This window comes from Streptomyces sp. NPDC034043, assembly GCF_055575675.1.
In genome coordinates this window covers 140,936-166,017 of the sequence record NZ_JBVISF010000008.1, presented here as the reverse complement: position 1 = coordinate 166,017, position 25,082 = coordinate 140,936, and the positions used below count along the sequence as shown (strand labels likewise).

At 72.2% G+C, this 25,082-nt stretch carries 19 protein-coding genes; 13 read left to right on the top strand and 6 right to left on the bottom strand.

The window, feature by feature from the left end; all coding sequences use genetic code 11:
• The first annotated feature begins 42 nt into the window (after window positions 1–42).
• Together ACZ51S_RS20870 and ACZ51S_RS20865 are read left to right on the top strand one after the other, a co-directional pair.
• Window positions 43–651 carry a DUF3043 domain-containing protein gene (locus ACZ51S_RS20870; RefSeq protein ID WP_388935665.1) on the top strand — a complete coding sequence of 203 codons (609 nt, stop codon included), beginning with the start codon at window positions 43–45 and terminating at the stop codon, window positions 649–651.
• Window positions 652–713: 62 nt separating this feature from the next.
• A complete protein-coding gene (locus tag ACZ51S_RS20865; RefSeq protein WP_468477273.1) occupies window positions 714–1,472 on the top strand; it encodes a methyltransferase domain-containing protein in 759 nt (252 codons plus the stop codon).
• 105 nt (window positions 1,473–1,577) lie between these two features.
• Here the strand turns inward: ACZ51S_RS20865 and ACZ51S_RS20860 are convergent, their stop codons facing one another.
• On the bottom strand, window positions 1,578–1,787 hold the full coding sequence (locus tag ACZ51S_RS20860; RefSeq protein WP_388935669.1) for a hypothetical protein: 210 nt from the start codon (window positions 1,785–1,787) through the stop codon (window positions 1,578–1,580).
• Window positions 1,788–1,890: 103 nt separating this feature from the next.
• On the opposite strand from ACZ51S_RS20860, the gene ACZ51S_RS20855 reads away from it, so the two are divergent.
• The 6 genes from ACZ51S_RS20855 (at window position 1,891) to ACZ51S_RS20830 (ending at window position 8,940) form a co-directional block, all read left to right on the top strand.
• On the top strand, window positions 1,891–3,105 hold the full coding sequence (locus tag ACZ51S_RS20855; RefSeq protein WP_468477230.1) for a bifunctional adenosylcobinamide kinase/adenosylcobinamide-phosphate guanylyltransferase: 1,215 nt from the start codon (window positions 1,891–1,893) through the stop codon (window positions 3,103–3,105).
• A 55-nt stretch (window positions 3,106–3,160) separates the two neighbouring features.
• Window positions 3,161–4,228 (top strand): nicotinate-nucleotide--dimethylbenzimidazole phosphoribosyltransferase, encoded by a 1,068-nt coding sequence (gene cobT / locus ACZ51S_RS20850; RefSeq protein ID WP_388935675.1) that lies wholly within the window; start codon window positions 3,161–3,163, stop codon window positions 4,226–4,228.
• A gap of 85 nt (window positions 4,229–4,313) precedes the next feature.
• On the top strand, window positions 4,314–6,197 hold the full coding sequence (locus tag ACZ51S_RS20845; RefSeq protein WP_388935678.1) for a phosphatidylglycerol lysyltransferase domain-containing protein: 1,884 nt from the start codon (window positions 4,314–4,316) through the stop codon (window positions 6,195–6,197).
• A 208-nt stretch (window positions 6,198–6,405) separates the two neighbouring features.
• Window positions 6,406–7,581: a sensor histidine kinase gene (locus ACZ51S_RS20840; RefSeq protein ID WP_468477274.1), complete on the top strand. Its 1,176-nt coding sequence runs from the start codon at window positions 6,406–6,408 to the stop codon at window positions 7,579–7,581.
• A 238-nt stretch (window positions 7,582–7,819) separates the two neighbouring features.
• Window positions 7,820–8,233 (top strand): hypothetical protein, encoded by a 414-nt coding sequence (locus ACZ51S_RS20835; RefSeq protein ID WP_468477231.1) that lies wholly within the window; start codon window positions 7,820–7,822, stop codon window positions 8,231–8,233.
• Between the two features lie 134 nt (window positions 8,234–8,367).
• Entirely contained in the window at window positions 8,368–8,940 is a 573-nt protein-coding gene (locus ACZ51S_RS20830) for a hypothetical protein (protein ID WP_468477232.1), read from the top strand.
• A 9-nt stretch (window positions 8,941–8,949) separates the two neighbouring features.
• On the opposite strand, the gene ACZ51S_RS20825 is transcribed toward ACZ51S_RS20830, so the two are convergent.
• From ACZ51S_RS20825 to ACZ51S_RS20805, 5 genes are all read right to left on the bottom strand, one after another.
• Window positions 8,950–9,771 (bottom strand): endo alpha-1,4 polygalactosaminidase, encoded by an 822-nt coding sequence (locus tag ACZ51S_RS20825; protein WP_468477233.1) that lies wholly within the window; start codon window positions 9,769–9,771, stop codon window positions 8,950–8,952.
• Window positions 9,768–10,421, bottom strand: a complete 654-nt coding sequence (locus tag ACZ51S_RS20820; RefSeq protein ID WP_468477234.1) for a spherulation-specific family 4 protein — start codon at window positions 10,419–10,421, stop codon at window positions 9,768–9,770. Before ACZ51S_RS20820 ends, ACZ51S_RS20825 begins: the two co-directional genes overlap by 4 nt.
• A gap of 43 nt (window positions 10,422–10,464) precedes the next feature.
• A complete protein-coding gene (locus tag ACZ51S_RS20815) occupies window positions 10,465–12,048 on the bottom strand; it encodes a hypothetical protein (protein WP_468477235.1) in 1,584 nt (527 codons plus the stop codon).
• Complete coding sequence (gene pelF / locus ACZ51S_RS20810; RefSeq protein ID WP_468477236.1) at window positions 12,045–13,574, bottom strand: GT4 family glycosyltransferase PelF; 1,530 nt, start codon at window positions 13,572–13,574, stop codon at window positions 12,045–12,047. Before pelF ends, ACZ51S_RS20815 begins: the two co-directional genes overlap by 4 nt.
• 199 nt (window positions 13,575–13,773) lie before the next feature.
• Window positions 13,774–15,801, bottom strand: a complete 2,028-nt coding sequence (locus ACZ51S_RS20805; protein ID WP_468961662.1) for a hypothetical protein — start codon at window positions 15,799–15,801, stop codon at window positions 13,774–13,776.
• 356 nt (window positions 15,802–16,157) lie between these two features.
• Between ACZ51S_RS20805 and ACZ51S_RS20800 the strand changes: the two genes are divergently transcribed.
• The 5 genes from ACZ51S_RS20800 (at window position 16,158) to aceE (ending at window position 25,022) form a co-directional block, all read left to right on the top strand.
• Window positions 16,158–17,687: a leucyl aminopeptidase gene (locus ACZ51S_RS20800; protein WP_468477238.1), complete on the top strand. Its 1,530-nt coding sequence runs from the start codon at window positions 16,158–16,160 to the stop codon at window positions 17,685–17,687.
• Window positions 17,688–18,027: 340 nt separating this feature from the next.
• Window positions 18,028–19,416 (top strand): dihydrolipoyl dehydrogenase, encoded by a 1,389-nt coding sequence (lpdA, locus tag ACZ51S_RS20795; RefSeq protein WP_388935700.1) that lies wholly within the window; start codon window positions 18,028–18,030, stop codon window positions 19,414–19,416.
• Window positions 19,417–19,469: 53 nt separating this feature from the next.
• The gene (sucB, locus tag ACZ51S_RS20790) at window positions 19,470–21,263 is read left to right on the top strand and encodes a 2-oxoglutarate dehydrogenase, E2 component, dihydrolipoamide succinyltransferase (protein ID WP_468961660.1); all 1,794 of its coding nucleotides are present in this window, start codon (window positions 19,470–19,472) and stop codon (window positions 21,261–21,263) included.
• Between the two features lie 189 nt (window positions 21,264–21,452).
• Window positions 21,453–22,079, top strand: coding sequence for a GntR family transcriptional regulator (locus tag ACZ51S_RS20785; protein ID WP_468477275.1), 627 nt, complete (start codon window positions 21,453–21,455; stop codon window positions 22,077–22,079).
• Window positions 22,080–22,337: 258 nt separating this feature from the next.
• Entirely contained in the window at window positions 22,338–25,022 is a 2,685-nt protein-coding gene (gene aceE / locus ACZ51S_RS20780) for a pyruvate dehydrogenase (acetyl-transferring), homodimeric type (protein ID WP_468477240.1), read from the top strand.
• Window positions 25,023–25,082 lie beyond the last annotated feature (60 nt).

The following is a 25,082-nucleotide window of genomic DNA, read 5'->3' as shown; positions in this document are numbered from 1 at the left end:
GTTCCCCGACGGGGTGGGGACGATGGCCCCGACCACGTACCCTTGGGTTTTGTGTTTGGTAGCCGCTCCTCCAAGGAAGAGAAGGCCTCCGCCACCGACAAGGTGAGCGCCGGACCTTCGCAGCCCCGTGACCCGCAGGCCCCGAAGGGCCGCCCTACGCCGAAGCGTGCTGTGGCCCAGTCGCAGCGCAAGGCCGTGGTGGCCTCGACCGGCAACCGCAAGGAGGACGCCAAGCGAGCCCGCGAACGCCGCCGGGAAGAGATGGTCAGGCAGCGCGAGGCGCTGGCCAACGGCGACGAGCGCTACCTGCCCGTCCGGGACAAGGGGCCGGTGCGCCGGTTCGTCCGCGACTTCGTGGACTCCCGTTTCTCGGTCGCCGAGATGTTCCTGCCGCTGGCCGTGATCATCCTCGTCCTGAGCATGATCCGGGTCCCGTCCATCCAGAACATCGCGCTGATGCTGTGGCTCGGCGTGATCGTCCTGATCGTGCTCGACTCCATCGGCCTGTGGCTCCGGCTGCGCAAGGCGCTGGGCGAGCGCTTCCCGGACGAGCCGCGCCGCGGCGCCGTCGCCTACGGCCTGATGCGCACCCTCCAGATGCGTCGCCTGCGCCTGCCCAAGCCGCAGGTCAAGCGCGGAGAGCGGCCCTGACCGGAGCGGCGCCCGGAGCACCGGGGGCATCGTCGGGGGAGGGCTTCTCCGAAGGAGCCCGGCTGTGGCTGGAGGGCCTGGGCGGACTGCGCAACGCCGTCCGCCAGGAACTCGTCGGCCGGCAGGTCGAGGAACAGATCACGCACCGCTTCCCGGTGGGGCAGCGGCTGCGGGTCCTCGACGTCGGCATGGGCCAGGGCACCCAGGCGCTGCGCCTGGCCCGGGCGGGACACCGCGTCACCGGCCTGGAGCAGGACGCCGCCATGCTGGCCGTCGCGCACGCGGCGCTGGCCGCGGAACCCGCCGGGATCCGCGACCGGGTCGAGCTGGTGGAGGGCGACGGCCGGGAGACCGGCGCGCACTTCGAGCCGGGCAGCTTCGACGTGGTGCTGTGCCACGGGGTGCTGATGTACGTGTCGGAACCCGACCCGATGCTCGCCGGACTGGCCCGGATGCTGGCCCCCGGCGGCCTGCTGTCCCTGCTGGTGCGCAACGGCGACGCGCTCGCCCTGCGGCCCGGACTGTCGGGCGACTGGCCGGGGGCGCTGGCCGCCTTCGACACCGTCGACTACACGAACCGGCTGGGCCTGCGGGTACGGGCCGACCGGCTGGCCGACCTCACGGCCACGCTGTCGGGGATCGGCGCGCCGCTGCACACCTGGTACGGGGTGCGCGTCTTCACCGACGGCACCGAGGCCGCCGCGGAGCTCCCGCCGGACGACGAACTCGAACGCCTGCTGGCCGCCGAGGAGCGGGCCGGCCGCACCGACCCGTACCGCGCGGTCGCCGCGCTGCTGCACCTGTGCGGCGTCCGGGGCTAGGCCGTCTCTTCCGCGTCGGCGCGCCCGTACGTGCGCCAGGAGGACGCCGGAACCCCGGGCATCACCCGGGGTTCCGGCGTTCTTCGAGGCGGGCCCGGCCGGAGCTCAGGCCTCGGTGGCCGCCCGCAGGCTCATCGGGTAGATCTCCGTACCGTCCTCGAACAGGGTCACCCGTTCCGCCCCGCCGTCCAGGAGCTCCTTCCAGACCTCCCCGATCCAGGACTCCGCGTCCCCCTGCGTGGTGAACTCCTCCGGCTCCACCGCCGGGGCCACCTCGCTGCCGTCGGCCGCCTCGAACCGCCACGTCCACGCCATGTCCGCCTCCGTTGCTCGTCCGCGATCTCACGCTTCTCGCCTTGAGTGTGCCCGCAGAGTAGCCGGGCGCGCACCACTACCGGCGACGCGGGAGGATCTCTGTGTGGAACTCACTCTGCTCGGCACCGGTACCCCTGAAGGACTGCCCCGCCCCGGCTGTCCCTGCGCCGCCTGCGCGGTCTCCGTGGGCACCCGGGCCCGCGGCGCGACCTCCGTCCTCGTGGACGGGGCGCTCCTGCTCGACCTGATCCCCGGGGCGGTGCTGGCCGGTGCCCGCGCGGGGCATTCCCTGGCCGGCGTACGGCAGGTGCTGCTGACGCACCCGCACGACGGGCCGGCCGTGGAGCTGCCGCCCGGGCTGCCCGCCGCCGGGCGGGTCCCGGACGGACGGGAGCTCGCGGTGATCAGCGGGCACCGGGTGCGGGCGGTGCCGATGGACGCGCCGGGCACCGGGTACGAGGTCACGGGCCCCGACGGCGGCCGGCTGCTGTACCTCCCGCCGGGCGGGGCCCCGGCCGGCACCGACGCGCGAGCCGCGCGCCGCCCGTACGACGTGGTCCTCGCGGACGTGCTCGGCCGGCCGGAGGCCCTGGCCCGGCTGCGCGCGAACGGCGCCGTGGGCCCGGCCACCGACGTGATCGCCGTGCACCTGGACCACGACACCCCGCCCGGCCCCGAGCTGGAGCGCCGGTGCGCGGCGGCCGGGGCCCGCGCCGTGCCGGACGGCACCACGGTGGTGGCCGGGGAGTACCGCGCGGTACCGGACGTGCCGCGCCGCACCCTGGTGCTGGGCGGGGCCCGCTCCGGCAAGTCCCTCGAGGCGGAACGGCGGCTGGCCGCGTTCCCCGAGGTGCTCTACGTCGCCACCGGCGGCACCCGCGACGGCGACGCCGAGTGGGCCCAGCGGGTCGGCCTGCACCGGGAACGGCGCCCGGCCACCTGGCGGACGGTGGAGACCTGCGAACTCGTACCGCTGCTGGAGCAGGCCGGCCCGCCCCTGCTGATCGACTGCCTCGCGCTGTGGCTCACCGACGCCATGGACCGGGCCGGGGCGTGGGACGACGCGGTGTGGGCCGCCGAGGGCCGCAAGCGGCTGCGCGCGCGGGCCGACGAGCTCGTGGCGGCCCTCCGCGCGAGCCGCCGGCCGGTGGTGCTGGTGAGCAACGAGGTGGGGGCCGGAGTGGTCCCGGCGACCGCGTCGGGGCGGCGGTTCCGCGACGAGCTGGGCCGCCTCAACAGCGCGGTGGCGGGCGAGTGCGAACACGTCCTGCTGGTGGTCGCGGGGCAGGCCCTCGTCCTCAAGGAACAACCGGGGTGAAGCGGAGCCGGTACACCCCCCGAGGGAGGGTCTGGACCGCTGTAATCTCTGGCAGATGACCACGCTGAATCTCGACGACTTCTCCGATCTGATCGAACGCCCCGACGGGGGCGTCCGGCGTGACGCCGAGGAGCGCCGTGAGCGGCTGGCCGTGCCGCCCGGTGCCCTGGGCCGGCTCGACGAGCTCGCGGAATGGCTGGCCGCCGCGCAGGGGCGGGTACCGGTCAGGCCGATCGAGCGGCCGCGCGTCGTCCTGTTCGCCGCCGACCACGGGATCGCCGCCCGGGGCGTCTCCGCCCGGCCCGCGGGCAGCGCCCACGAGCTGGTGCGCGCGGTCCTCGACGGCACCAGCCCGGTGTCCGTGCTGGCCGGCCGGTTCGGCGCGGGCGTGCGCGTCGTGGACGCGGGCCTGGACTGCGACCCCGGGCTGCTGCCCGAGGACGTGGTACGGCACCGCGTACGGCGCGGCAGCGGCCGCATCGACGTCGAGGACGCGCTGACGGCCGAGGAGGCCGAGGACGCGCTGCGCCTCGGCATCCAGATCGCCGACGAGGAGGCCGACTCCGGTACGGACCTCGTCGTCCTCGGCGACCTGAGCGTGGGCGGGACGACGGTGGCGGCCACCCTGGTGGCCGCGCTCTGCGGGACGGACGCGTCCGTGGTCACCGGACGCGGCGGCCTGCCGATCGACGACCTCGCCTGGATGCGCAAGTGCGCCGCCATCCGCGACTCCCTGCGCCGGGCCCGCCCGGTGCTCGGCGACCAGCTGGCGCTGCTGGCCGCGGTGGGCGGCGCGGACGTCGCCGCGATCACCGGCTTCCTGCTCCAGAGCGCGGTGCGGCGTACGCCGGTCATCCTCGACGGGGTCGTCTCGGCGGCCTGCGGGCTGGTGGCCCAGCGGGCCGCCTTCCGCGCCCCCGACTGGTGGCTGGCCGGACAGTCCAGCGGGGAGCCGGGCCAGGCGAAGGCCCTGGACCGGATGGCACTCAACCCGGTGCTCGACCACGGCGTCACAGTAGGGGAAGGAACCGGGGCGCTGCTGGCGCTCCCCCTGGTCCAGGCGGCCGCCGCGCTCGCGGCGGAACTCCCGGAGAGGGCCGCTGCGGAACAGCCGACGGACTGAGACACCGGGCACTACGGGCGGCCTGACCAGTCCGCAGTGCTCGCACTGCACTGCGGACCGGTGACGCCCCATATCATCGCTTTTCATGGGAGAGGTCCGCTTGACCAGCGCAGAAACCGACCGGAGCCCGCTTCAGGCTTCCGGCAAGGGTTCCAACAACAAGAAGGAGCAAGGAGGGGAAACGGCCGCGAAGCCGGAGAGCCGCAGGGGCACTCCCGGGTCGCGGCGCGGTGCCGCCTTCGCGGTCTGGTACCTGCGGGCCGTCACCTTCGTGAACTTCCTCAGCGCGGTGTGGCTCTCGCTCGGCCAGGACCTGCGCCGGCACAACACCGCCGATTTCTACACCCCGTACCTGCTGACGGCCGGCTTCGCCTCCGGCCTGTTCTCCCTGCTGCTCGCGGTCACCATGGGCCGCCGCAAGCGGGCCGCGTGGATCCTGAACCTGGTGGTCAGCGGGATGCTGCTGCTGGCCTTCGCGGTCGCCGCCTTCGCGCCCTGCACGGGCGGCGAACTGAACATGTGCTACCCGGAGTTCCGCCAGCACGCGCAGAACTGGGTGTCGCTCGCCCTCACCGCGGCCTTCGTCGTCGCCCTGCTGCTGGGCCGCCACGAGTTCTACGCGAAGGGCGACCGCTCCAACCCGAAGCTCGCCACCGCCGTGGCCGCCGTCGGCCTGCTGGTCACCTCGTTGATCGCCGCCCTGCTGGTCGGCGCCACCAACACCGACGCCGAACGGGCCGACGCCACCTTCCTCGCGCGCTGGCGGTACGGCGTGATGCGGCTGATCACGCTGGCGCCCGACGACAAGGCCTACCGCGCGATCACCACGCCCGCCTGGGTGGACGTCTTCATCAACGTGATGTCGATGCTGCTGCTGCTCGCCGTGCTGTTCGCGGCCTTCCGCTCGCGGCGCGCCGTCGACCCCCTCACCCCCGAGGACGAGGAGCGGCTGCGGGCACTGCTCGCCAAGCAGGGCGACCGCGACTCGCTCGGCTACTTCGCCCTGCGCCGCGAGAAGTCCGTGATCTGGTCCCCGACCGGCAAGGCCGCCGTCACCTACCGCGTCGTCGGCGGGGTCTCGCTGGCCTCCGGCGACCCCATCGGCGACCCCGAGGCCTGGCCCGGCGCGATCGAGCCGTGGCTGGCCGAGGCCCGCGAGCACGGCTGGGTGCCGGCCGTGATGGGCGCCAGCGAGGAAGCCGGGCAGATCTACGCCCGGCACGGCCTGGACGCCCTGGAACTGGGCGACGAGGCCATCGTGGAGACCGACGAGTTCACGCTGGAGGGCCGCGCCATGCGCACCGTCCGCCAGGCCTACAACCGGGTCAAGCGGGCCGGCTACACCGTCCGCATCCGCCGCCACGCCGACATCCCGGCCGATGAGATGGCCGTGCTCCTGGAGCGGGCCGACGACTGGCGCGACGGCGCGACCGAACGCGGCTTCTCCATGGCGCTCGGCCGGCTGGGCGACCCGGACGACGGCCAGTGCGTGATGCTGGAGTGCACCGACGGCAACGGCGACCTGCGCGCCGTGCTGTCCTTCGTGCCGTGGGGCCCCAAGGGCTTGTCCCTGGACCTGATGCGCCGTGACCGGGACTCCGAGAACGGCCTGATGGAGTTCATGGTCATCGAGCTGCTGGAACGCTCGAAGGAGATCGGCGTCGCACAGGTCTCGCTCAACTTCGCGATGTTCCGTTCCGTCTTCGAGCGGGGGTCCCGGCTCGGCGCGGGTCCGGTACTGCGCATGTGGCGCTCGCTGCTGAGCTTCTTCTCCCGCTGGTGGCAGATCGAGTCCCTCTACCGGGCCAACGCGAAGTACCGCCCGATCTGGGAGCCGAGGTTCATGCTCTTCGAGAAGAGTTCGGACCTCCTGCGGATCGGTATCGCGGCGGGCCGGGCCGAGGGCTTCCTGGAGGCACCCGGTCTGCCCAAGTGGCTGCACCGCAAACACCTGGAGACGATTCGTTGACGTCGCGGAAGACGGAGGTCCGGCGGTTCGCCCGCCGCGAGTGGGCCCCCGCCGCGGACCTCCGTCTTCCAGATCGTGCAGAACACCTCCTGACCGCCGTCGCCGCCCTCGTCGCCCACTCCCCCTGGACCCGCACGGCTCTGGTACGAACCCGTACCGTGTCCGGGTGACGACAGACCTCGGACCCCTCGCCCCCACCCGGCAGTGGATGCGGGCGTATCCGCTCGCCACCGACGGCCTGCTCGCCTTCGGGGCGCTGGTCTCCATGGTCGTCGGCTCCTTCGCCGACCCGCACGGGCCGCACGGGCCCACCTTCGGCACCCGCACGCCCGAGCCGTTCTCCCTGCTGCTGATGCTCCTCGGCGCGGGCGCCCTCGTGCTGCGGCGCCGACGGCCGCGTACGGTACTGGCCGTCACCTGCGGACTGTCGCTGCTGGAGCTGGTCAGCGGTGACCCCCGGGCACCCGTCGCCATGAGCGCGGTGATCGCCCTGTACACGGTCGCCGCGCTCACCGACCGGCCCACCACCTGGCGGATCGGGCTGCTGACGATGACCGGCCTCACCGCGGTGGCGATGCTGGCCGGGCCGATGCCCTGGTACGCCCAGGAGAACATCGGGATCTTCGCCTGGACCGGGATGGCCGCGGCCGCCGGGGACGCGGTGCGCAGCAGGCGGGCCTTCGTCGACGCCATCCGGGAGCGGGCCGAACGGGCCGAGCGGACCCGTGAGGAGGAGGCCCGGCGGCGGGTCGCCGAGGAACGGCTGCGGATCGCCCGGGACCTGCACGACGTGGTGGCCCACCACATCGCCCTGGTCAACGTCCAGGCGGGGGTGGCCGCGCACGTCATGGACAAGCGGCCCGACCAGGCGAAGGAAGCCCTGGCCCACGTACGCGACGCCAGCCGCTCGGCGCTGAACGAGCTCCGCGCCACCGTCGGGCTGCTGCGGCAGTCCGGCGACCCGGAGGCGCCGACGGAACCCGCGCCGGGGCTGGCCGTACTGGACGAACTGCTGGACACCTTCCGGCACGCGGGGCTGCCGGTGACGGCGACCGTCCAGCTCGGAACCGGCACCGCGCCACTGCCGGCGGCGGCGGACCTGGCGGCGTACCGGGTGATCCAGGAGGCGCTGACCAACGTACGCAAACACGCGGGCCCGGGCGCACGGGCCGAGGTCAGCGTGGTGCAGGTCGGGAACTCGGTGGAGGTGACGGTACTGGACGACGGGGGCGACTCGGCGGACTCGGCGCCCCGGCAGAGCGACCCGGGCGGCGGCCACGGCCTGCTCGGCATGCGCGAACGCGCCGGCGCCCTGGGCGGCTCCTGCGACGCGGGCCCCCGCTACGGCGGCGGCTTCCGCGTCCACGCGACCCTGCCGGTGTGAGGGGGCGGGGGGCGGGGGTGCGGCGCGGGTCGACTGTCCGTACCCCCTTGGACGGTCTCAGGGCTGGTTTGGGGGCTTCCCGTCAGTCCCATCGTCCTTCCGGTTAGGCGTCCGACGGCCGTCTGGGGCTGAGCCACCGGCCCATGACCGGGACGCTCCTTTCCATGATCAAGTTCAGGTAGGGTCCAGCTCGCCAAAGAAATCGAAGACTTGGGGGAGCTGGGCGATGAAGCGTTGGATGAAGAAGGCATCCGTCGCGGTGGCGGGGGTTCCCGTGGCGCTCCTGGTGGCGGCCTGTGCCGGGGAGAAGTCCCTGGAGGAAGCCGCGAAGGGTACCTGGGACTGCACGATCACCGCCGGTGCCCGCGGGATGTCCGCGACGGTGACCGTTGGGGACGGGACGTACCAGGTGAGCAAGGGCGGGGGCAAGGGCAGCTCCGGGACGTGGCAGCTTTCCGGAGGCAAGCTGGAGGTAAAGGGTGACGACGGCCCGTACCACGTGAGCGGTGTGCCCGGGGAGACGAAGGACCTGATGGGCATGGAGTTCGGTGAAGGCAGTGGCAAGAAGCTGTCGCCGTGGAGCGTTGGCTGGAAGGGCAACACCGTCACCTTCCCGTACCACGGAGCAAAGGTGACCTGCCAGAAGATGTAGGTCCTGAGGCGCCCGGCTCCATGACCGGTGGCGAGGAACATCGACCCCGGGGACACCAACGGACCGGGGTCGCGCCGGCTTGGGTGCGGAACGAACGGAGAAGACACATCGCAAGCCTTGAGGTCGCTCGCCCCATGTCCCTGGCAGGGCCGCTCGCGGCCGGTTTGGTGCTCGGCCTGCTGGGGCCTGTTTCCGAGAAGTGGGACAACCCCGTAAGTCTGGTCGTGAACGCCGTCTTCTCCGGCGGGTGGTCGTGGGCCTGTTACGCGTTCCTGGTGGGCTACTCCCGCCGGTCCAAAATCGAGTCGGCCCTGCTCGCGTCTTTCGGACTGGCCATCGGAGTGACCGTCTACTACCTGTTCAAGGATCTCAGCATCGCCGATCCCGAGGGGATGGAGGTCGGCGCCTCCGGTGGAGGGTCGCTCTCCAGCATCATGGTGTGGGGAACACTGGCGTTCGTGTTCGGGGCGCCTGTCGGGTTCCTTGGAAACGTGGCGCGGACTCCGGGGCTTGGCGGCCTCTTCTTTCGGCTTCTCATTCCGGTCGTCGCGTTCTACGAGACTTCCATGCGACTGGACGCGGAGGCTCGCGGGCAGAGCGCGGTGGTCCTGAGTGCCTGGCACACCGTTCGGGTCATCGCCGTTGCCGTCGCGTTCGCTCTGGTCGCGCAGGTTGTCCGCAGTTGGTGGCGGGACCGACGCGCGTGAGTCGGCCCGTCAGCACGACTTGCGCCATGGGCCCAGTTCGTACTTCTTCTGTACGGAGCTGAGCTTCAGGCGGCGGGACTGTTTGCAGAAGCGGGAGGTGGGGAGCTCGTACTCCGCGTGGAAGACGGCCTTGCCCGCTTCGATGAAGGGGGTCAGTTCCTCGCACTCGTCGTACTGGGCGCACTGTTCGTTGACCGCGAAGTCGTAGACGCCGACGAGCTCCGGGATCTGGTCGAGGTCGTTCTTGAGGCCGACCGCCAGGCCCCGGTCGTGGGCGAGCCGCGCGATGAGGCGGTTGAACTCCAGTTGGTCCCCGGCGGTGACGGGAAAGCCGGAGTCGTTGCGGTAGGCGTCCATGTTGTCGGGTTCCACGGCGTCGAAGCCCTTGTCGCGGCACATGTCGAAGCGCTTGGCCATCAGCGGTTCCAGGTCGGCGGTGCGGCGGATGTCGAGCCAGCGCTCGCCCTTCCAGCCGTTGCCCTTGCCGAGCGTCGATTCCGGGAAGTCGTCCTTGTCCGGGCGGAAGTCCTCCCAGGCTCCGGCGGAGATGTAGCAAATGGTGCGGCGGCCTTCGGCCTTCAGGGCCGCCACCTGCTCCTTGGTGGTGTTGAACCCGTCGACGTCGTACACCGGCACGTCCACCGACGTGTCCAGCTCGCCGCTGAGCTGCCACTGCCAGGGCGTGCCGGGGCGGGGCTGCCAGCGCTCGCCGGGCGCCTGGGATGGCCAGGGGTCGGGGCCCTGGTCGTCGTCCGGTTCGGCGGTGCAGGCGGTGAGCAGCAGCAGACCGGCCGTGCAGGCCGCGGCCAGGGCGGTGCCGAAGCGCTTCATCCGGCGGCCTCCAGGGCGTACGGGAGGGTGCCCCACGGGTGCGCTCCGGTGCCGGGGACCGCGCAGTGCACCCCCGCGTGGCGCTCGGCCGCGAGCTGCGCGGCGGGCGCGTCCGGCGGGACCGCGTACACGAGGTGGCAGAACCGCTGGGCGGGGTGGTCGGCGGTCCACGACGGCGGGGTCGCGGCCGGGTCGCGGTAGGCGTCCCAGGGGCCCTCGAAGGTGACGAGCAGGTCGGCGAGCCGGGCGTACCCGGGGTGCGGGTGGACGCCGTGGTTCAGGACGAGGGTACGGGCCCCCGCCGCCCTCGCCGCGACGGCGAGCCGCGCGTAGTGCGGCAGCGATTCCGGGTCCGAGGCGGCCTGGTCGAGGAAGACGCCGTCGGCCCCGTACCAGTCGCGGTGGCGCAGCAGGTCCCGGACGACGGCGGCGTGCGGGCGCCTCCCGTAGTCGGTGTCGGTGTAGCCGAGGACGGGCACGCCGGCGTCCCGGAGCCGGGCGGAGACGGCGGCGAACCGTTCGTCGGGGGCCTCGCCGGGCCCGCTGTCGGGGTTGAGCACCACCGAGTGCAGCTGCCCGGCGGAGCGGATGAGCCGCTCCCAGTCCTCGGGCCGGTCGGCGGGGTGCTCGTAGAGCGGCACCAGCAGCATGGGGTCCTTCGTCTTCTCGTACGGGCGGGCGGATGGACAGGGCTCAGCGGTGTGCCGTCGCCCGGCCGAGGAGCAGGCAGACCAGCACGGCCAGGACCGCCGCGGCGGTGCCCGCGACCACGACCTGGACCAGGCGGGGCTGTCCCGTCCCGGCGAGCAGGGCCAGGCTCTGGGCGAAGGCCGCCCCGGCGCAGACCACGGCGGCGGGCCGGACCGCGCCGAAGGACTGCAGGAGCAGCCCGGTCCACATCACGGCGCCGAGCAGCAGCAGGGTGGCGACGCGGAGCCCGGTCAGGCCGGGGGCGTGCGGCCACAGCAGGGTTCCGGTGACGCCCAGGGCGAGCAGCACCGCCAGGTACAGGGCGAGGCACCGGGCCAGGGTGAGGAGCATGCGGCGCCGGAACGCCCGGGGCGAGCGGGCCGCCCGCAGCCCGGCGAGGCTGCCGCTGCGGAAGCGGTGGAGCAGCCATTCGGCGGGGCCCATGCTGAGGGTGAGGGCCACCGCGGAGGGCGCGGCGACCGCCTCGGCGGGGCCTCCGCTGAGCACCTCCCCCAGCGCGGCGTACAGCACGAGCAGGCCGGTGCCGAGGCCGAAGACCCCGTAGGGCACCGAGTCCCCGATGCGGGGCCCGCGGCGGGCGTGGTCCTCCTCGGCGCCGCGCAGCATCCGCCAGCGCACGGGGCCGCGTTCGCCCGGGCGGCGCTCCGCCCAGCGGTGGATCCTGCGCACGCCGGCCCGTACGCCCCGGGCCAGCGGCAGTTCCCGCAGGGCGAGGGTGCACGCGGCCAGCAGGGACACCGCGAGCAGGGTGACGCGTACCGGTACGGGCAGGCCGGTGGAGAGCGCGAGGACCGCCCCGGCGGCCATGGGGGCGAGCGCCGCCAGCAGGACCCGCTCGCGGCCCAGCACCAGCAGCACGGTGGCGGCGCCGACGTACGCGGCCTGCCCGGCGGCGAAGGCGTACGAGAACGGCGGCCCGCCGGGGACGGCGAAGGCGGCGGCGGTGCCGAGCAGCGCCCCGGCGGGGGCTCCGACGAGGAGGGTCCGGCCGGCGGCGGCGCGGTCGCCGAGGCCGAGCCAGGAGTAGGCGCGGTGGGACAGGCTCTGGTCCCAGACCCAGCCGATGAGGGCTCCGGCGAGCAGGGTCAGGGTGCCGGCGGGCAGACCGAGCCGGTCGGGCGGCCCTTCCAGCAGCGGTGCGCCGAGGACGTAGGCGAGGCCGGGCAGGGCGAAGATCAGCCCGCGCAGCAGGCAGGCGGTGAGGGGGACCTTCCAGGGGTCGGGGAGCCGGTCGGGCTCGGGGAAGGAGCGGGGGACGCGGGCGTAGAGCTCCTCGGCGAGGGCGAAGGAGTCCTGGCGGCCGTAGGTGAGCCGGATGTACTCGTCGGTCATCCCGTCGGATTCGAGGATGGCGGCGATCTCGTCGGGGTGGACGGCGGCGGCGACGAACACGTCGATGCGCCGGGCGAGTTCGTCCATGGGGTCGGTGGCCGGCAGCCCGGGCCCGCCGGGGCGGGGCCGGGGCAGGTCGGGCAGGGTGTCGGTGCGGCCGGCGGGGGCCGGGCGGCCGACGTGGACCCAGGAGCCTTCCGGTCCGGGCGGCTTGAGCCAGAGGGATCCGCTCACCAGGTGCTCCCGTCGGCTGCCAGCTCCTTGTTCCAGGGGTCGTTGCACCAGGGGTCGGCGAGCCGCTGGGTCCAGTCGTCGCCCGCGCGGACGGGCGGCACGGGCTGGCCCGCGAGCTCGCGGTAGATGTGCCGGAAGCCGTCCACGGACTGGTGGAGGGTGAACTTCTCGACGACCCTCTTGCGGGACATCCGGCCCAGTTCGGCGCGGCGTTCGTCGTCGCGGAGCAGGGCGAGGGTGGCGCGGGCCATGGTCTCGGGCTCGCGGGGCGGGACGACCAGTCCGGTGTCGCCGACGGCCTCGCGGACGCCTCCGACGTCGGTGGAGACGGTGGTGCGGCCGCAGGACATGGCCTCGATGATGCTGAAGGGGAAGCCCTCGCTGATGCTGGAGAGCATGACGACGGAGCCGGCCGCGTAGGCCTTGGCGACCTGGTCGACGCGGCCCTCGTAGGTGATGCCGTCGCCGACGCCGAGTTCGGCGGCGAGTTTCTCCAGGCGCAGCCGGTAGTCCTCGCAGCCGGCCGGGACCGGGCCGAAGAGGCGCAGGCGCAGGGCGGGCAGCTCCTCGCGCATGAACGCGTAGGCGCGGATCAGGGTTTCGAGGTCCTTGATCGGGTCGATGCGGCCGCACCAGCTGAGGGTGGGCACCTCCGGTTCGGGGCCGGCCTCGGGGAAGGCGTGCGGGTCGACGCCGTTGTAGACGGTGCGGATGCGCTCGGAGTCGGCGCCTCCGCGTTCCTCCCAGCGGCGGTTGTACTGGTTGCACGGGGTGATCAGGTCGGCCTGCCGGTAGCCCTCGGAGTTCAGCTCGCGGTAGAAGCCCAGCATCAGGGCCTTGACGGGCCAGCGCTGGGCGGCGCTGCGGTAGCCGAGGTAGCGCTCGCGCAGGTAGATGCCGTGCTCGGTGAGGAGGAAGGGGACTCCGTCCAGTCGTTTGGCGGCGAGGGCGGGGAGGGTGGCGAGGCCGCTGCTGACGGCGTGGGCGACGGAGTCGGGCGGGATCCGCACCGACAGCGGGCGCAGGGCGTGTTCCAGCAGGTCGGTGGCGGTGAGCGCGTCGTGGATGGTGGGTTCGGCGGCGGCGGTGACCAGGCCGGGGCGGGTCCATAGGGTCATCAGCAGGCGCAGTACCGATTCGGAGCGCAGGGCCGGGGCGAGGCGGCCGGCGCGGGCGAGGCGGGCCAGTTCGCCCAGGGCCTCGGAGAAGCCGCCGTGCCCGGGGTCGAGCAGGGAGAGCAGGAGGTTCTCGTAGGTTTCGGTGAAGCGGCGGCGGGCCCTGCCCCGCAGGGCCGAGCGGCGGGTCCGGGCGGGCGCCGGGCCCCAGAGCGGGACGGCGGTGTGCCGGTAGACGTTGCGCGGCAGTTCCCAGGTGACCGGCTCGCGTCCGGAGCCGGTCAGGGCTATGACGTTGAAGTCGACCTCCGGCATGCCGCGTACCAGTTGGTCGCACCAGGTGCTGACGCCCCCGTGGACGTGCGGGTAGGTGCCTTCGGTGAGCATGGTGACATGGCGCCCATGGCTCATGCGGTGTGTCCCCCCAGGACGGAAAAGGGGCCGGCGCCCGTGGGTGCTTCGCGGAGCGCCGGCTCTCGGTGTTACGTGTGCTGCGAGTCGTACGGGCGGTGCGGTCGGTACGAGTCGTGCGGGTGGTACGGGCGGTGCGCGTCATGCCGGTGGTGCGGGCGGTGCGGTCGGTACGAGCCGTGCCGCCGGTGCAGCCGGGTCAGAGGAGCTTGAGCGTGACCGCCGACTGGAGCGGCTCGGGAGCCGTCCAGGCGGAACGGGTTCCGGCGTAGGCGGTGCCGAAGTCGGTGGTGCCGAGCAGCATCTGCTTCTTCGTCCCGTTGGGCGCGGTGACCGGGGCGACGACGCCCGGCGGCGCCTTCACCACCACGTCCTTGCCGATCTTGTAGGCGCTCACCTTGCCCGCGGCGACCGCCTGGTTCCAGGCCGCGCGGCGCCGGAGCTCGACGCCGGTGTCCTTCATGCTCTGGTTGACGATCGGCGCGCTGGGCGCGTAGAGCGAGCGGTAGGTGTCGAGGACCTGGTTGAGCACCGGGTACAGGGTGCGGTCCTCGGCGAGGTTGGACTGGTGGACGTAGTGCGGACGCGGGTCGTTGGCCAGTACGTGGCGCAGGGCGGTGCGCGCCTCGGCCGGGACGATGTGCTCCAGGTAGCCGGTGCCGGTGTCGAGCGGGGCCGGCAGGCAGGTGGATGTGTCCGGGTTGTCCTCGCAGATGCCGCTGCCGCCGTGGGCGCGGCTGGTGTAGATCCAGTTGTACTCGTCGGCCATCTCCGCGTTGGTGCCCGTGTTGTAGTACACGTTCATCGGGTGGCGGGGGACGGTGAGTGCGGCGCCGAGCGCCCGCTGGTCGGGCTCGCGGGAGTTGTCGCTGCCGGCCCACTTGACGCCGTTGTCGGCGAGGGCGCCGGCCAGGTTGGGGTTGTCCTGCGGCTGCTGCGGGAGGGTCTTGAGACCGGAGTGCTCGCCGGTGACGAGTTCGGAGCGGTCGATGGTGATGCCCCTGGCGAGGGCCCAGTTGTTGTTGTCGCGGATCTGCGCGGAGATCTCGGCGCGGCTCATCCACTTGACGGCGCCCTGGGCGTCCTTCGTGCAGGTCCAGGGGCTGACGCTGGTGTCCTGGACGCAGCCGAGGAAGGGGTGCGTGTAGGTGTGGTTCATCCAGCGGTACTTGGCCCGGTCGGCGACGAGCTGGGCGGTCAGCGCGTCCGTGCCGCCGTTCTCGGCCTTCCACTCCTCGCCGGCGCCCGCGTTGAAGAGCATGTCCAGCTTGAAGTTCTTGGACGTCTGCCACTGCGCCGCGTACTGGGCGTCGGCGGCCGTCATCCGGATGGTGCTCTCCTTGCCCTCGCCGCCCGCGCAGGCGTAGTCGCCGGGCGTGCAGTTGAGCTCCATGCTCCAGCGGGCGTCCGGGGCGAACACGTCGTCGACGTGGACCGCGAAGTAGCTGCGCTCCTGACCGAGGTGGACGCCCTGGGTGAGCCAGTCGACGATGCCCCGCGCCAGCAGCCGGAACTGCCGCTGGTGCTGGTTGTAGCCGAAGGTGACGACCAGTTCGCTGCGGCCGTCGTGGGTGTACTCGCCGACCAGCGAGGCCCGTCCGCCGCCGACGGGGGCGTCGAGGTAGCTGGTGTAGCCGGCGCGGGGCCTGCCCATGAACCCGAAGCTCTCCGGAACCACGGCGGAGTTGTCCTCGAAGGTGACCTGTCCCCCGAGGTAGCCGAAGGGGCCCGCCTTGCCGGCCGCGGTGACGGCGGCCTGGGTGCCGTCGAGCTGCCCGCTGTACCCCCCGTTGTCCGTGTACTCGAGCCCGACCCCCGGATGGGCCCAGGTGTAGGCGTCGACCTGGCGGATCCCGTACGCCGTCTCGTACGCGGTGAGCGCCGCCATCTCGGCGGAGCCCTCGCCGAAGGGGTTCTCGTTGGGCAGGACGACCCCCTGGTACTTGGCCCGGGGCCGGCCGTCGACGGTGTCGGCGAGGAACGCCGCGTTGATGACGGGGCGGCCGGCACTGGTCAGATCGACCCGGGTGTAGGGGACCCCGGTGTCCTTGAGCTGCGCGGTGATCGCCCCCACCGAGCTGCCGCCGTCGTCGACGACGAGCACCTTCAGGTCGATGCGCGGTGTCACGACCGCCGCCCGGGCGGTCGCGGCGGGTACTGCCACGGACATCAGGGCTGCCGCAGCCATCGCCGCGGCGACCCTGTTCATCCGGTTCTTGTTGACCATTTCGGCCTTCCCCCCGCAGGCATCCCTCGACGTCGGCCCGTGGCGGAAGGCCGGGCCGGGGAGGCACTGTGGAAATCATGCAAAAGGACCCCACGTCCCCTTGCGAGAGTGACCCGAGTCTCCAGGACCTCGTCAGGTCTAAAGGGCAAACCTGGAGCAGAGTCCACAGATGGGTGAACCTGGCGTCGTATTGATCGAACAACTTGACAAACCCTGGAGTGACGTACGGGCGAGTACGTACGCGTAGGCTCATTTCCGGCGGCCGCCGGGCCCTAATACGATCGCTGCGGAGCGGCCGGTGACCCCGACGCGACCCAAGCGCCCACTCACACAAACGGAAGCGAGACCTCACCACCGTGACTGCTCTGACTCTCAGCACTGCCGGCGCCGCGACGCTGCGCGCCGACGCCCTCGTGGTCGGCGTGGCGAAGGGCCCGAAGGGGCTCGTCGTGGCCGCCGGCGCGGAGGCCGTGGACAAGGCGTTCGACGGAAAGCTCGCCGCCGTGCTCGACTCGCTGGGCGCCACGGGCGCCGAGGGCGAGACGACCAAGCTGCCCGCCCCGGCCGGCCTCAAGACCCCGGTCGTGCTGGCGGTCGGCCTCGGTACGGCCCCGGAGCAGGACGAGCCCTTCGACGAGGAGGCCCTGCGCCGCGCCGCCGGCTCCGCCTCCCGCGCCCTGCACGGCTCGAAGAAGGCCGCCTTCGCCCTCCCCCTGGACGACGCCTCCGCCGTCACCGCCGTGGCCGAGGGCGCGCTGCTCGGCGCGTACGCCTTCACCGCCTACCAGGGGGGCGAGAAGAAGGCCTCCAAGAACGGCGGCCCCAAGCAGCCGCTGGCCGAGGTGGCCCTGCTCGGCGCCAAGCCGCGCGACAAGGAGCACAAGGCCGCGGCCGAGCGCGCCGTCGTCGTCGCCACCGAGGTCAACGTCGCCCGCGACCTGATCAACACCCCGCCGAACGACCTCACCCCCGAGGCCTTCGCCGCCGTCGCCTCCGCGACCGCGAAGGAGAACGGCGTCAAGGTCCAGATCCTCGACGAGAAGGCCCTGGTCAAGGGCGGCTACGGCGGCATCATGGGCGTCGGCAAGGGCTCCGAGAACCCGCCGCGCCTGGTGAAGCTGTCCTACACCCACGCCAAGGCGGAGAAGACCCTCGCCTTCGTCGGCAAGGGCATCACCTACGACTCGGGTGGCATCTCCCTGAAGCCGGCCGGCCACAACGAGACGATGAAGTGCGACATGGCCGGCGCCGCCGCCGTCTTCGCCGCCGTCATCGCCGCCGCCAAGCTCGGCCTCCAGGTCAACGTCACCGGCTGGCTCGCGCTCGCCGAGAACATGCCCTCCGGCTCCGCCACCAAGCCCGGCGACGTGCTGCGCATGTACAGCGGCAAGACCGTCGAGGTCCTGAACACGGACGCCGAGGGCCGCCTGGTCCTGGGCGACGCCCTGACCAAGGCCTCCGAGGACAACCCGGACGCGATCGTCGACGTCGCCACCCTGACGGGCGCGATGGTGCTGGCGCTGGGCGACCGCACCTTCGGCATCATGGCCAACGACGACGCCTTCCGCACCTCGATCCACGAGATCGCGGAGGAGGTCGGCGAGGCCTCCTGGCCGATGCCGCTCCCCGAGGACCTGCGCAAGACCATGGACTCCCCCACCGCCGACATCGCCAACATGGGCGTGCGGATGGGCGGCGGCCTGGTGGCCGGCCTCTTCCTCCAGGAGTTCGTCGGCGAGGGCATCACCTGGGCCCACCTGGACATCGCCGGCCCGGCCTTCCACGAGGGCTCCCCGTACGGCTACACCCCGAAGGGCGGCACCGGCTCCGCCGTGCGCACCCTGGTGCGGCTGGCCGAGCGCACCGCCACCGGTGACCTGGGCTGACGTACCGCCCCCGTCGCACCGGCGCCCCACGTACCACCCCGTGAGACGCCCCTTGTGACGCACACCGCGCCCCGGGACCGCGATCGCGGTCCCGGGGCGCGTTCGCCCTGGAAGAAACCTAGGGAATCAGTAGGTTTCTACGCAGCGGTAACCCGGATCTCGGGCAGAACCACGGTCCACACCCGGGGCCCGGCGTCCCGCGTCCCCCCGACAAATGCGAAGATGGGTTCTCGGCAGGACAGGGCCCCCACCACAGGGCCGAAGAAACAAGCGGCCGATTACCAGCCGCCGCCCGGTCACAGAGGACCGGTGCCCGGCGCACATGCATGGAGGACGTGACGTGGCGAACGACGCCAGCACCGTTTTCGACCTAGTGATCCTCGGCGGTGGCAGTGGCGGTTACGCCGCGGCGCTCCGCGCATCCCAGCTGGGTCTCGACGTTGCGCTGATCGAGAAGAACAAGCTCGGCGGCACCTGCCTGCACAACGGCTGCATCCCCACGAAGGCTCTGCTGCACGCCGGTGAGATCGCGGACCAGGCGCGCGAAGCCGGACAGTTCGGCATCAAGGCCTCTTTCGAGGGCGTTGACATCGCCGGGGTGCACAAGTACAAGGACGAGGTCATCTCCGGCCTGTACAAGGGCCTGCAGGGGCTGGTCGCCTCCCGCAAGGTGACCTACATCGAGGGTGAGGGCCGCCTCTCCTCCCCGACGTCCGTCGACGTCAACGGCCAGCGCGTCCAGGGCCGCCACGTCCTGCTGGCGACCGGCTCCGTGCCGAAGTCGCTGCCGGGCCTGAACATCGACGGCGACCGCATCATCTCCTCGGACCACGCTCTGGTCCTGGACCGCGTGCCCCAGTCCGCGATCATCCTGGGCGGCGGCGTCATCGGCGTCGAGTTCGCCTCGGCGTGGAAGTCCTTCGGCACCGACGTCACCGTCATCGAGGGCCTCAAGCACCTCGTCCCGGTCGAGGACGAGAACAGCTCGAAGATCCTCGAGCGCGCCTTCCGCAAGCGCGGCATCAAGTTCAACCTCGGCACCTTCTTCGACAAGGCCGAGTACACGGAGACCGGCGTCCGCGTGACGCTGGCCGACGGCAAGACCTTCGAGGCCGAGGTGCTGCTGGTCGCCATCGGCCGCGGTCCGGTGTCCCAGGGCCTGGGCTACGAGGAGCAGGGCGTCGCCATGGACCGCGGCTACGTCCTGGTCGACGAGTACATGCAGACCAACGTGCCGACGATCTCCGCGGTGGGCGACCTCGTCCCCACCCTGCAGCTCGCGCACGTCGGCTTCGCGGAGGGCATCCTCGTCGCGGAGCGCCTGGCCGGTCTGAAGACCGTCCCGATCGACTACGACGGTGTCCCGCGCGTCACGTACTGCCACCCCGAGGTCGCCTCGGTCGGCATCACCGAGGCCAAGGCCAAGGAGATCTACGGCGCGGACAAGGTCGTCGCCCTGAAGTACAACCTGGCGGGCAACGGCAAGAGCAAGATCCTCAAGACCGCGGGCGAGATCAAGCTCGTCCAGGTCAAGGACGGTGCCGTGGTCGGCGTCCACATGGTCGGTGACCGCATGGGCGAGCAGGTGGGCGAAGCCCAGCTGATCTACAACTGGGAGGCCCTGCCGGCCGAGGTCGCGCAGCTCATCCACGCGCACCCGACCCAGAACGAGGCCCTCGGCGAGGCCCACCTGGCCCTGGCCGGCAAGCCGCTTCACGCACACGACTAATCGTCACGGGCGCGACGACCACTTCCGCACTTTCGTTAGGAGCAACTGAAACCATGCCGGTTTCCGTAACCCTTCCGGCGCTCGGCGAGAGCGTCACCGAGGGCACTGTCACCCGTTGGCTCAAGGCCGAGGGCGAGCGCGTCGAGGCCGACGAGCCGCTGCTCGAGGTCTCGACCGACAAGGTCGACACCGAGATCCCCTCCCCCGTCTCCGGCATCCTGGCCTCCATCAAGGTCGCCGAGGACGAGACCGTCGAGGTCGGCGCCGAGCTGGCCGTCATCGACGACGGCTCCGGCGCTCCGGCCGCTGCCGCCGAGCCGGCCGCCGAGCCGGCCGCGGCTGCGGCCCCCGCCGCCGAGGCCCCCGCCGCCGAGGCCCCGGCCGCCCCCGCACCGGCCGAGACCCCGGCTGCCGCCGCTCCGGCCCAGGCCGCCTCCGGCACCGACGTCGTGCTGCCCGCGCTGGGCGAGTCCGTCACCGAGGGCACCGTCACCCGCTGGCTGAAGGAGGTCGGCGAGTCCGTCGAGGCCGACGAGCCGCTGCTCGAGGTCTCCACGGACAAGGTCGACACCGAGATCCCCGCGCCGGTCTCCGGCACCCTGCTGGAGATCCTGGTCGGCGAGGACGAGACCGCCGAGGTCGGCGCCCGTCTGGCCGTCATCGGTGTCGCGGGCGCCGCTCCGGCCGCCGCCCCTGCCGCCGCCGCTCCGGCTCCGGCCGCCGCCCCGGCCGCCCCGGCTCCGGCTGCCGCTCCGGCTCCGGCCGCTCCGGCTCCGGCTCCCGCTGCCGCCCCGGCTGCTCCGGCCGCCGCTCCGGCTGCTCCGGCCCCGGTCGCCGCCCCGGCTCCGGCCCCGGCCGCTCCGGTCGCCGCCCCGGCTCCGGTCGCCGCCCCGGCCGCTCCCGCCGCCGTCTCCGGCGACGAGGGCGCGTACGTGACCCCGCTGGTGCGCAAGCTCGCCTCGGAGTCCGGCGTCAACCTGTCGGCGGTCACGGGCACCGGCGTCGGTGGCCGTATCCGCAAGCAGGACGTCCTGGCCGCCGCCGAGGCCGCCAAGGCCGCCGCTGCGGCTCCGGCTCCGGCCGCCGCCGCTCCGGCCGCCGCCAAGGCTCCGGCCGCGGTGTCCGAGCTGCGTGGCCAGACCGTCAAGATGACCCGCATGCGCAAGGTCATCGGCGACAACATGATGAAGGCCCTGCACTCGCAGGCGCAGCTCAGCTCCGTGGTCGAGGTGGACATCACCAAGATCATGAAGCTGCGCGAGAAGGCCAAGGCCGGCTTCCTCGCCCGCGAGGGCGTCAAGCTGTCCCCGATGCCGTTCTTCGTCAAGGCCGCCGCCCAGGCGCTGAAGGCCCACGCGGTCGTCAACGCCCGGATCAACGACGACGAGGGCACCATCACCTACTTCGACTCGGAGAACATCGGCATCGCCGTGGACTCCGAGAAGGGCCTGATGACCCCGGTCATCAAGGGTGCCGGTGACCTCAACCTGGCGGGCATCTCCAAGGCGACCGCCGACCTGGCCGCCAAGGTCCGCGGCAACAAGATCACCCCGGACGAGCTGTCCGGCGCGACCTTCACCATCAGCAACACCGGCTCGCGCGGTGCGCTGTTCGACACGGTGATCGTGCCGCCGAACCAGGTCGCGATCCTGGGCATCGGTGCCACGGTCAAGCGCCCGGTGGTCATCGAGACCGCCGAGGGCACCAACATCGGCATCCGTGACATGACGTACCTGACCCTGTCCTACGACCACCGCCTGGTGGACGGCGCGGACGCGGCCCGGTACCTGACCGCCGTCAAGGCGATCCTCGAGGCCGGCGAGTTCGAGGTCGAGCTCGGCCTGTAAGGCCCTCGCGCAGCACCGTCTGTCGCATCGCGGCGCCCCCGACCGGGATCTTTCCGGCCGGGGGCGCCGTCGTTGTAACGAGCCTCACCCTGCGTCCCTGACCACGAACCCATCGCAGCGGGCCACGGCGGCCTTATTGTCTAGGCATCAGGCCCCGCGTGCCGCACACACAGGAGTTGAACCCCGATGATCACCCCACCCGTCGTGCACTCGCTGCGCGAACAGATCCGCGAGCACATCGTGGAGGGGATCGTCAGCGGCCGCTGGAAGCCGGGTGAGCGGATCGTCGAGCGGCGGATCGCCGTGGAGCTGGAGGTCAGCCAGACGCCCGTCCGCGAGGCGCTGCGCGAGCTGGAGACGCTGCGGCTGATCGAGTCGGCGCCGAACAAGGGCGTACGGGTGCGGAACCTCTCGGCCGCCGATCTGGAGGAGATCTACCCGGTCCGGGCCGGCCTGGAGCAGATCGCGGCCGAGCTGGCCGCGCCGAAGCTGGCGGGCGACTGCTCGGCGCTGGAGCCGCACGTGGCCGCCCTCTGGGAGGCCGACCGCGCCCAGGACGGCACGGCACAGGTACGGCACACGGTGGGATTCCACCGGGAGATGGTGCGGGCGGCCGGGAACAGCGTGCTGCTGCACACCTGGGAGAGCCTGGGGATCGAGGTGTTCACGGCCCTGTCCATCCGGTGGCTGGGAACCGTCCAGAAGTCCTACGCGGAGGAGCACGAGGCACTCGTCGCGGCCTTCCGCAGCCAGGACCCGGACATCGGGGTGCTGGTGAAGCGGCATGTCCTGGGCTGCGCCCCACGTAGTGCCTGACCTGCGGTTTTGAGCGATCCTCCAGAGGATCGCCAGCCCTTTGTCGTGTACTCATGAAACCGGCACGGCGTGCCTGCGTTCATGGCACCGGGTGCCGACTTTCGTCTCATCGTCGAATATTCGTCACTTTTATTTGATCGATCATCGATCAGGGACTTACAGTCACTGCGGGCCCCACCCGGGCCCATCGACCCTGTCCTGCCCGTCAGGGTTTTCTTCACCACCTCCTCTCCTTTGTCCGGAAGGCGGCGCACACCGATGTCCGACCCCGTAGGAAAGCTTCCGAGCGAGCTCGACCAGCTCCCGGACCGCGACACCGAAGAGACCGCCGAATGGGCGGCCTCCCTCGACGCCGTCGCCAAGGCCGCCGGTACGCGCCGCGCCGAATACCTGCTCCGCCGCACCCTCCAGCACGCCGAGGCCGCCGGCCTCGCCCTGCCGAAGCTGCTGGAGACGGACTACGTCAACACCATCCCCACCTCCGCCGAGCCGGCCTTCCCCGGTGACGAGGAGATGGAGGCCAGGATCACCGCCTGGAACCGCTGGAACGCGGCCGCCATGGTGACCCGCGGCTCCAAGTACGGCGTCGGCGGCCACATCGCCACCTTCGCCTCCGCCGCGTGGCTGTACGAGACCGGCTTCCAGCACTTCTTCCGCGGGAAGGAGGCCGACGGATCGGGCGACCAGCTCTACATCCAGGGCCACGCCTCCCCCGGCATCTACGCCCGCGCCTTCCTCGACGGGCGCGTCTCCGAGCAGCAGCTCGACAACTTCCGCCAGGAGTCCGGCGGCAACGGCCTGCCGTCCTACCCGCACCCGCGGCGCCTGCCGTGGCTGTGGGAGTTCCCCACGGTCTCCATGGGCCTCGGCCCGCTCTCCGCGATCTACCAGGCGCGCTTCAACCGCTACCTGGAGAACCGCCGGATCAAGGACACCTCCAACTCGCACGTCTGGGCCTTCCTCGGCGACGGCGAGATGGACGAGCCCGAGTCGACCGCCGCCCTGGCCCTGGCCTCCCGCGAGCAGCTCGACAACCTGACCTTCGTCATCAACTGCAACCTGCAGCGCCTCGACGGCCCGGTCCGCGCCAACTTCCGCGTGGTCCAGGAGCTGGAGGCCCAGTTCCGCGGCGCCGGCTGGAACGTCATCAAGACCCTGTGGGGCACCGCCTGGGACGAGCTGTTCCAGCTCGACACCACGGGCGCCCTGGTACGCCGTCTGCGCGAGGTACCGGACGCGCAGTTCCAGACGTACGCGACCCGCGACGTGGCCTACATCCGCCAGCACTTCTTCGGCGTCAACGCCGAGCTCGTGCAGCTGGCCGGCGTACTGTCCGACGCGAAGATCGCCGAGTGCTTCCACACCTCCCGCGGCGGCCACGAGCCCCGCAAGGTCTACGCCGCGTACAAGGCCGCCCTGGAGCACAAGGGCGCGCCGACGGTCATCCTCGCGCAGACCGTCAAGGGCTACACGCTGGGCGCCGGGTTCGAGTCGAAGAACGCGAACCACCAGATGAAGAAGCTGACGACCGACGAGTTCAAGGACATGCGCGACCTCCTCGGCCTCCCGATCCCGGACAGCGCCTTCGCCGACGGCCAGGTCCCGTACGGCCACCCGGGCGCGAACAGCCCCGAGGTCCAGTACCTGAACGAGCGCCGCGCGGCCCTCGGCGGCCCGGCCCCGGCCCGCAAGGTCCACCACGTGGCCCTGCCCGCCCCGGCCGAGCGCTCCTTCGCCCCGCTGATCAAGGGCTCCGGCAAGCAGGAGATGGCCACCACCATGGCCTTCGTCCGCCTCGTCAAGGACCTGATGCGGGACAAGGAGACCGGCAAGCGCTGGGTGCCGATCGTCCCCGACGAGGCCCGTACCTTCGGTATGGAGTCCCTCTTCCCGTCGGCCGGCATCTACTCGCCGCTCGGCCAGACGTACGAGCCGGTCGACCGCGACCAGCTGATGTACTACAAGGAGGCCAAGGACGGCCAGATCCTCAACGAGGGGATCACCGAGGCCGGCGCCATGGCCGACTTCATCGCCGCCTGCACGTCGTACGCGACGCACGGCGAGCCGATGATCCCCTTCTACATCTTCTACTCGATGTTCGGCTGGCAGCGCACCGCCGACCAGATGTGGCAGCTCGCCGACCAGCTCGGCAAGGGCTTCATCGTCGGCGCCACCGCCGGCCGCACCACGCTGACCGGTGAGGGCCTCCAGCACGCGGACGGCCACTCGCACCTGATCGCGTCCACGAACCCGGCGTCGCTCAACTACGACCCGGCCTTCGCGTACGAGATCGCGGTGATCGTCAAGGACGGCCTGCGCCGGATGTACGGCGAGCAGCCGGAAGACGTCTTCTACTACCTGACGGTCTACAACGAGCCGAAGGTGCAGCCGGCCATGCCCGAGGGCGTGGAAGAGGGCATCCTCAAGGGCCTGTACCGCTTCAACCAGGCCTCGGACCTGGGCGAGGCCGCGCCGGCCGCCGACGCCCCGAAGATCCAGCTCATGGCCTCGGGCACCGCGATCCACTGGGTCCTGGAGGCGCAGCGACTGCTCGCCGCCGACTGGAACGTGGCCGCCGACGTCTGGTCCGCCACCTCGTGGGGCGAGCTGCGGCGCGACGCGCTGGAGTGCGACGAGGCGCTGCTGCGCGGCGAGGAGCGCACCCCGTACGTGACCCGCGTGCTGGAGGGCGCCCCGGGCCCGGTCCTGGCCGTCTCCGACTGGATGCGCCAGGTCCCGGACCAGATCAGCCAGTGGGTGCCGCAGGACTACACCTCGCTGGGCACGGACGGCTTCGGTCTGTCCGACACCCGCGAGGGCGCGCGCCGCCACTTCGGCGTCGACGCCCAGTCGATCGCGGTGGCCGCGCTGGCCCAGCTCGCCCGCCGCGGCGAGGTCCCGGCGTCCGCCGTCAAGGAGGCCCGGGAGCGCTACGGCCTCTGAGCCGTGTGCCGCTGACGTGCCGGAGGCCGGTGTCCACCCCCACGGGGGGTCGGGCACCGG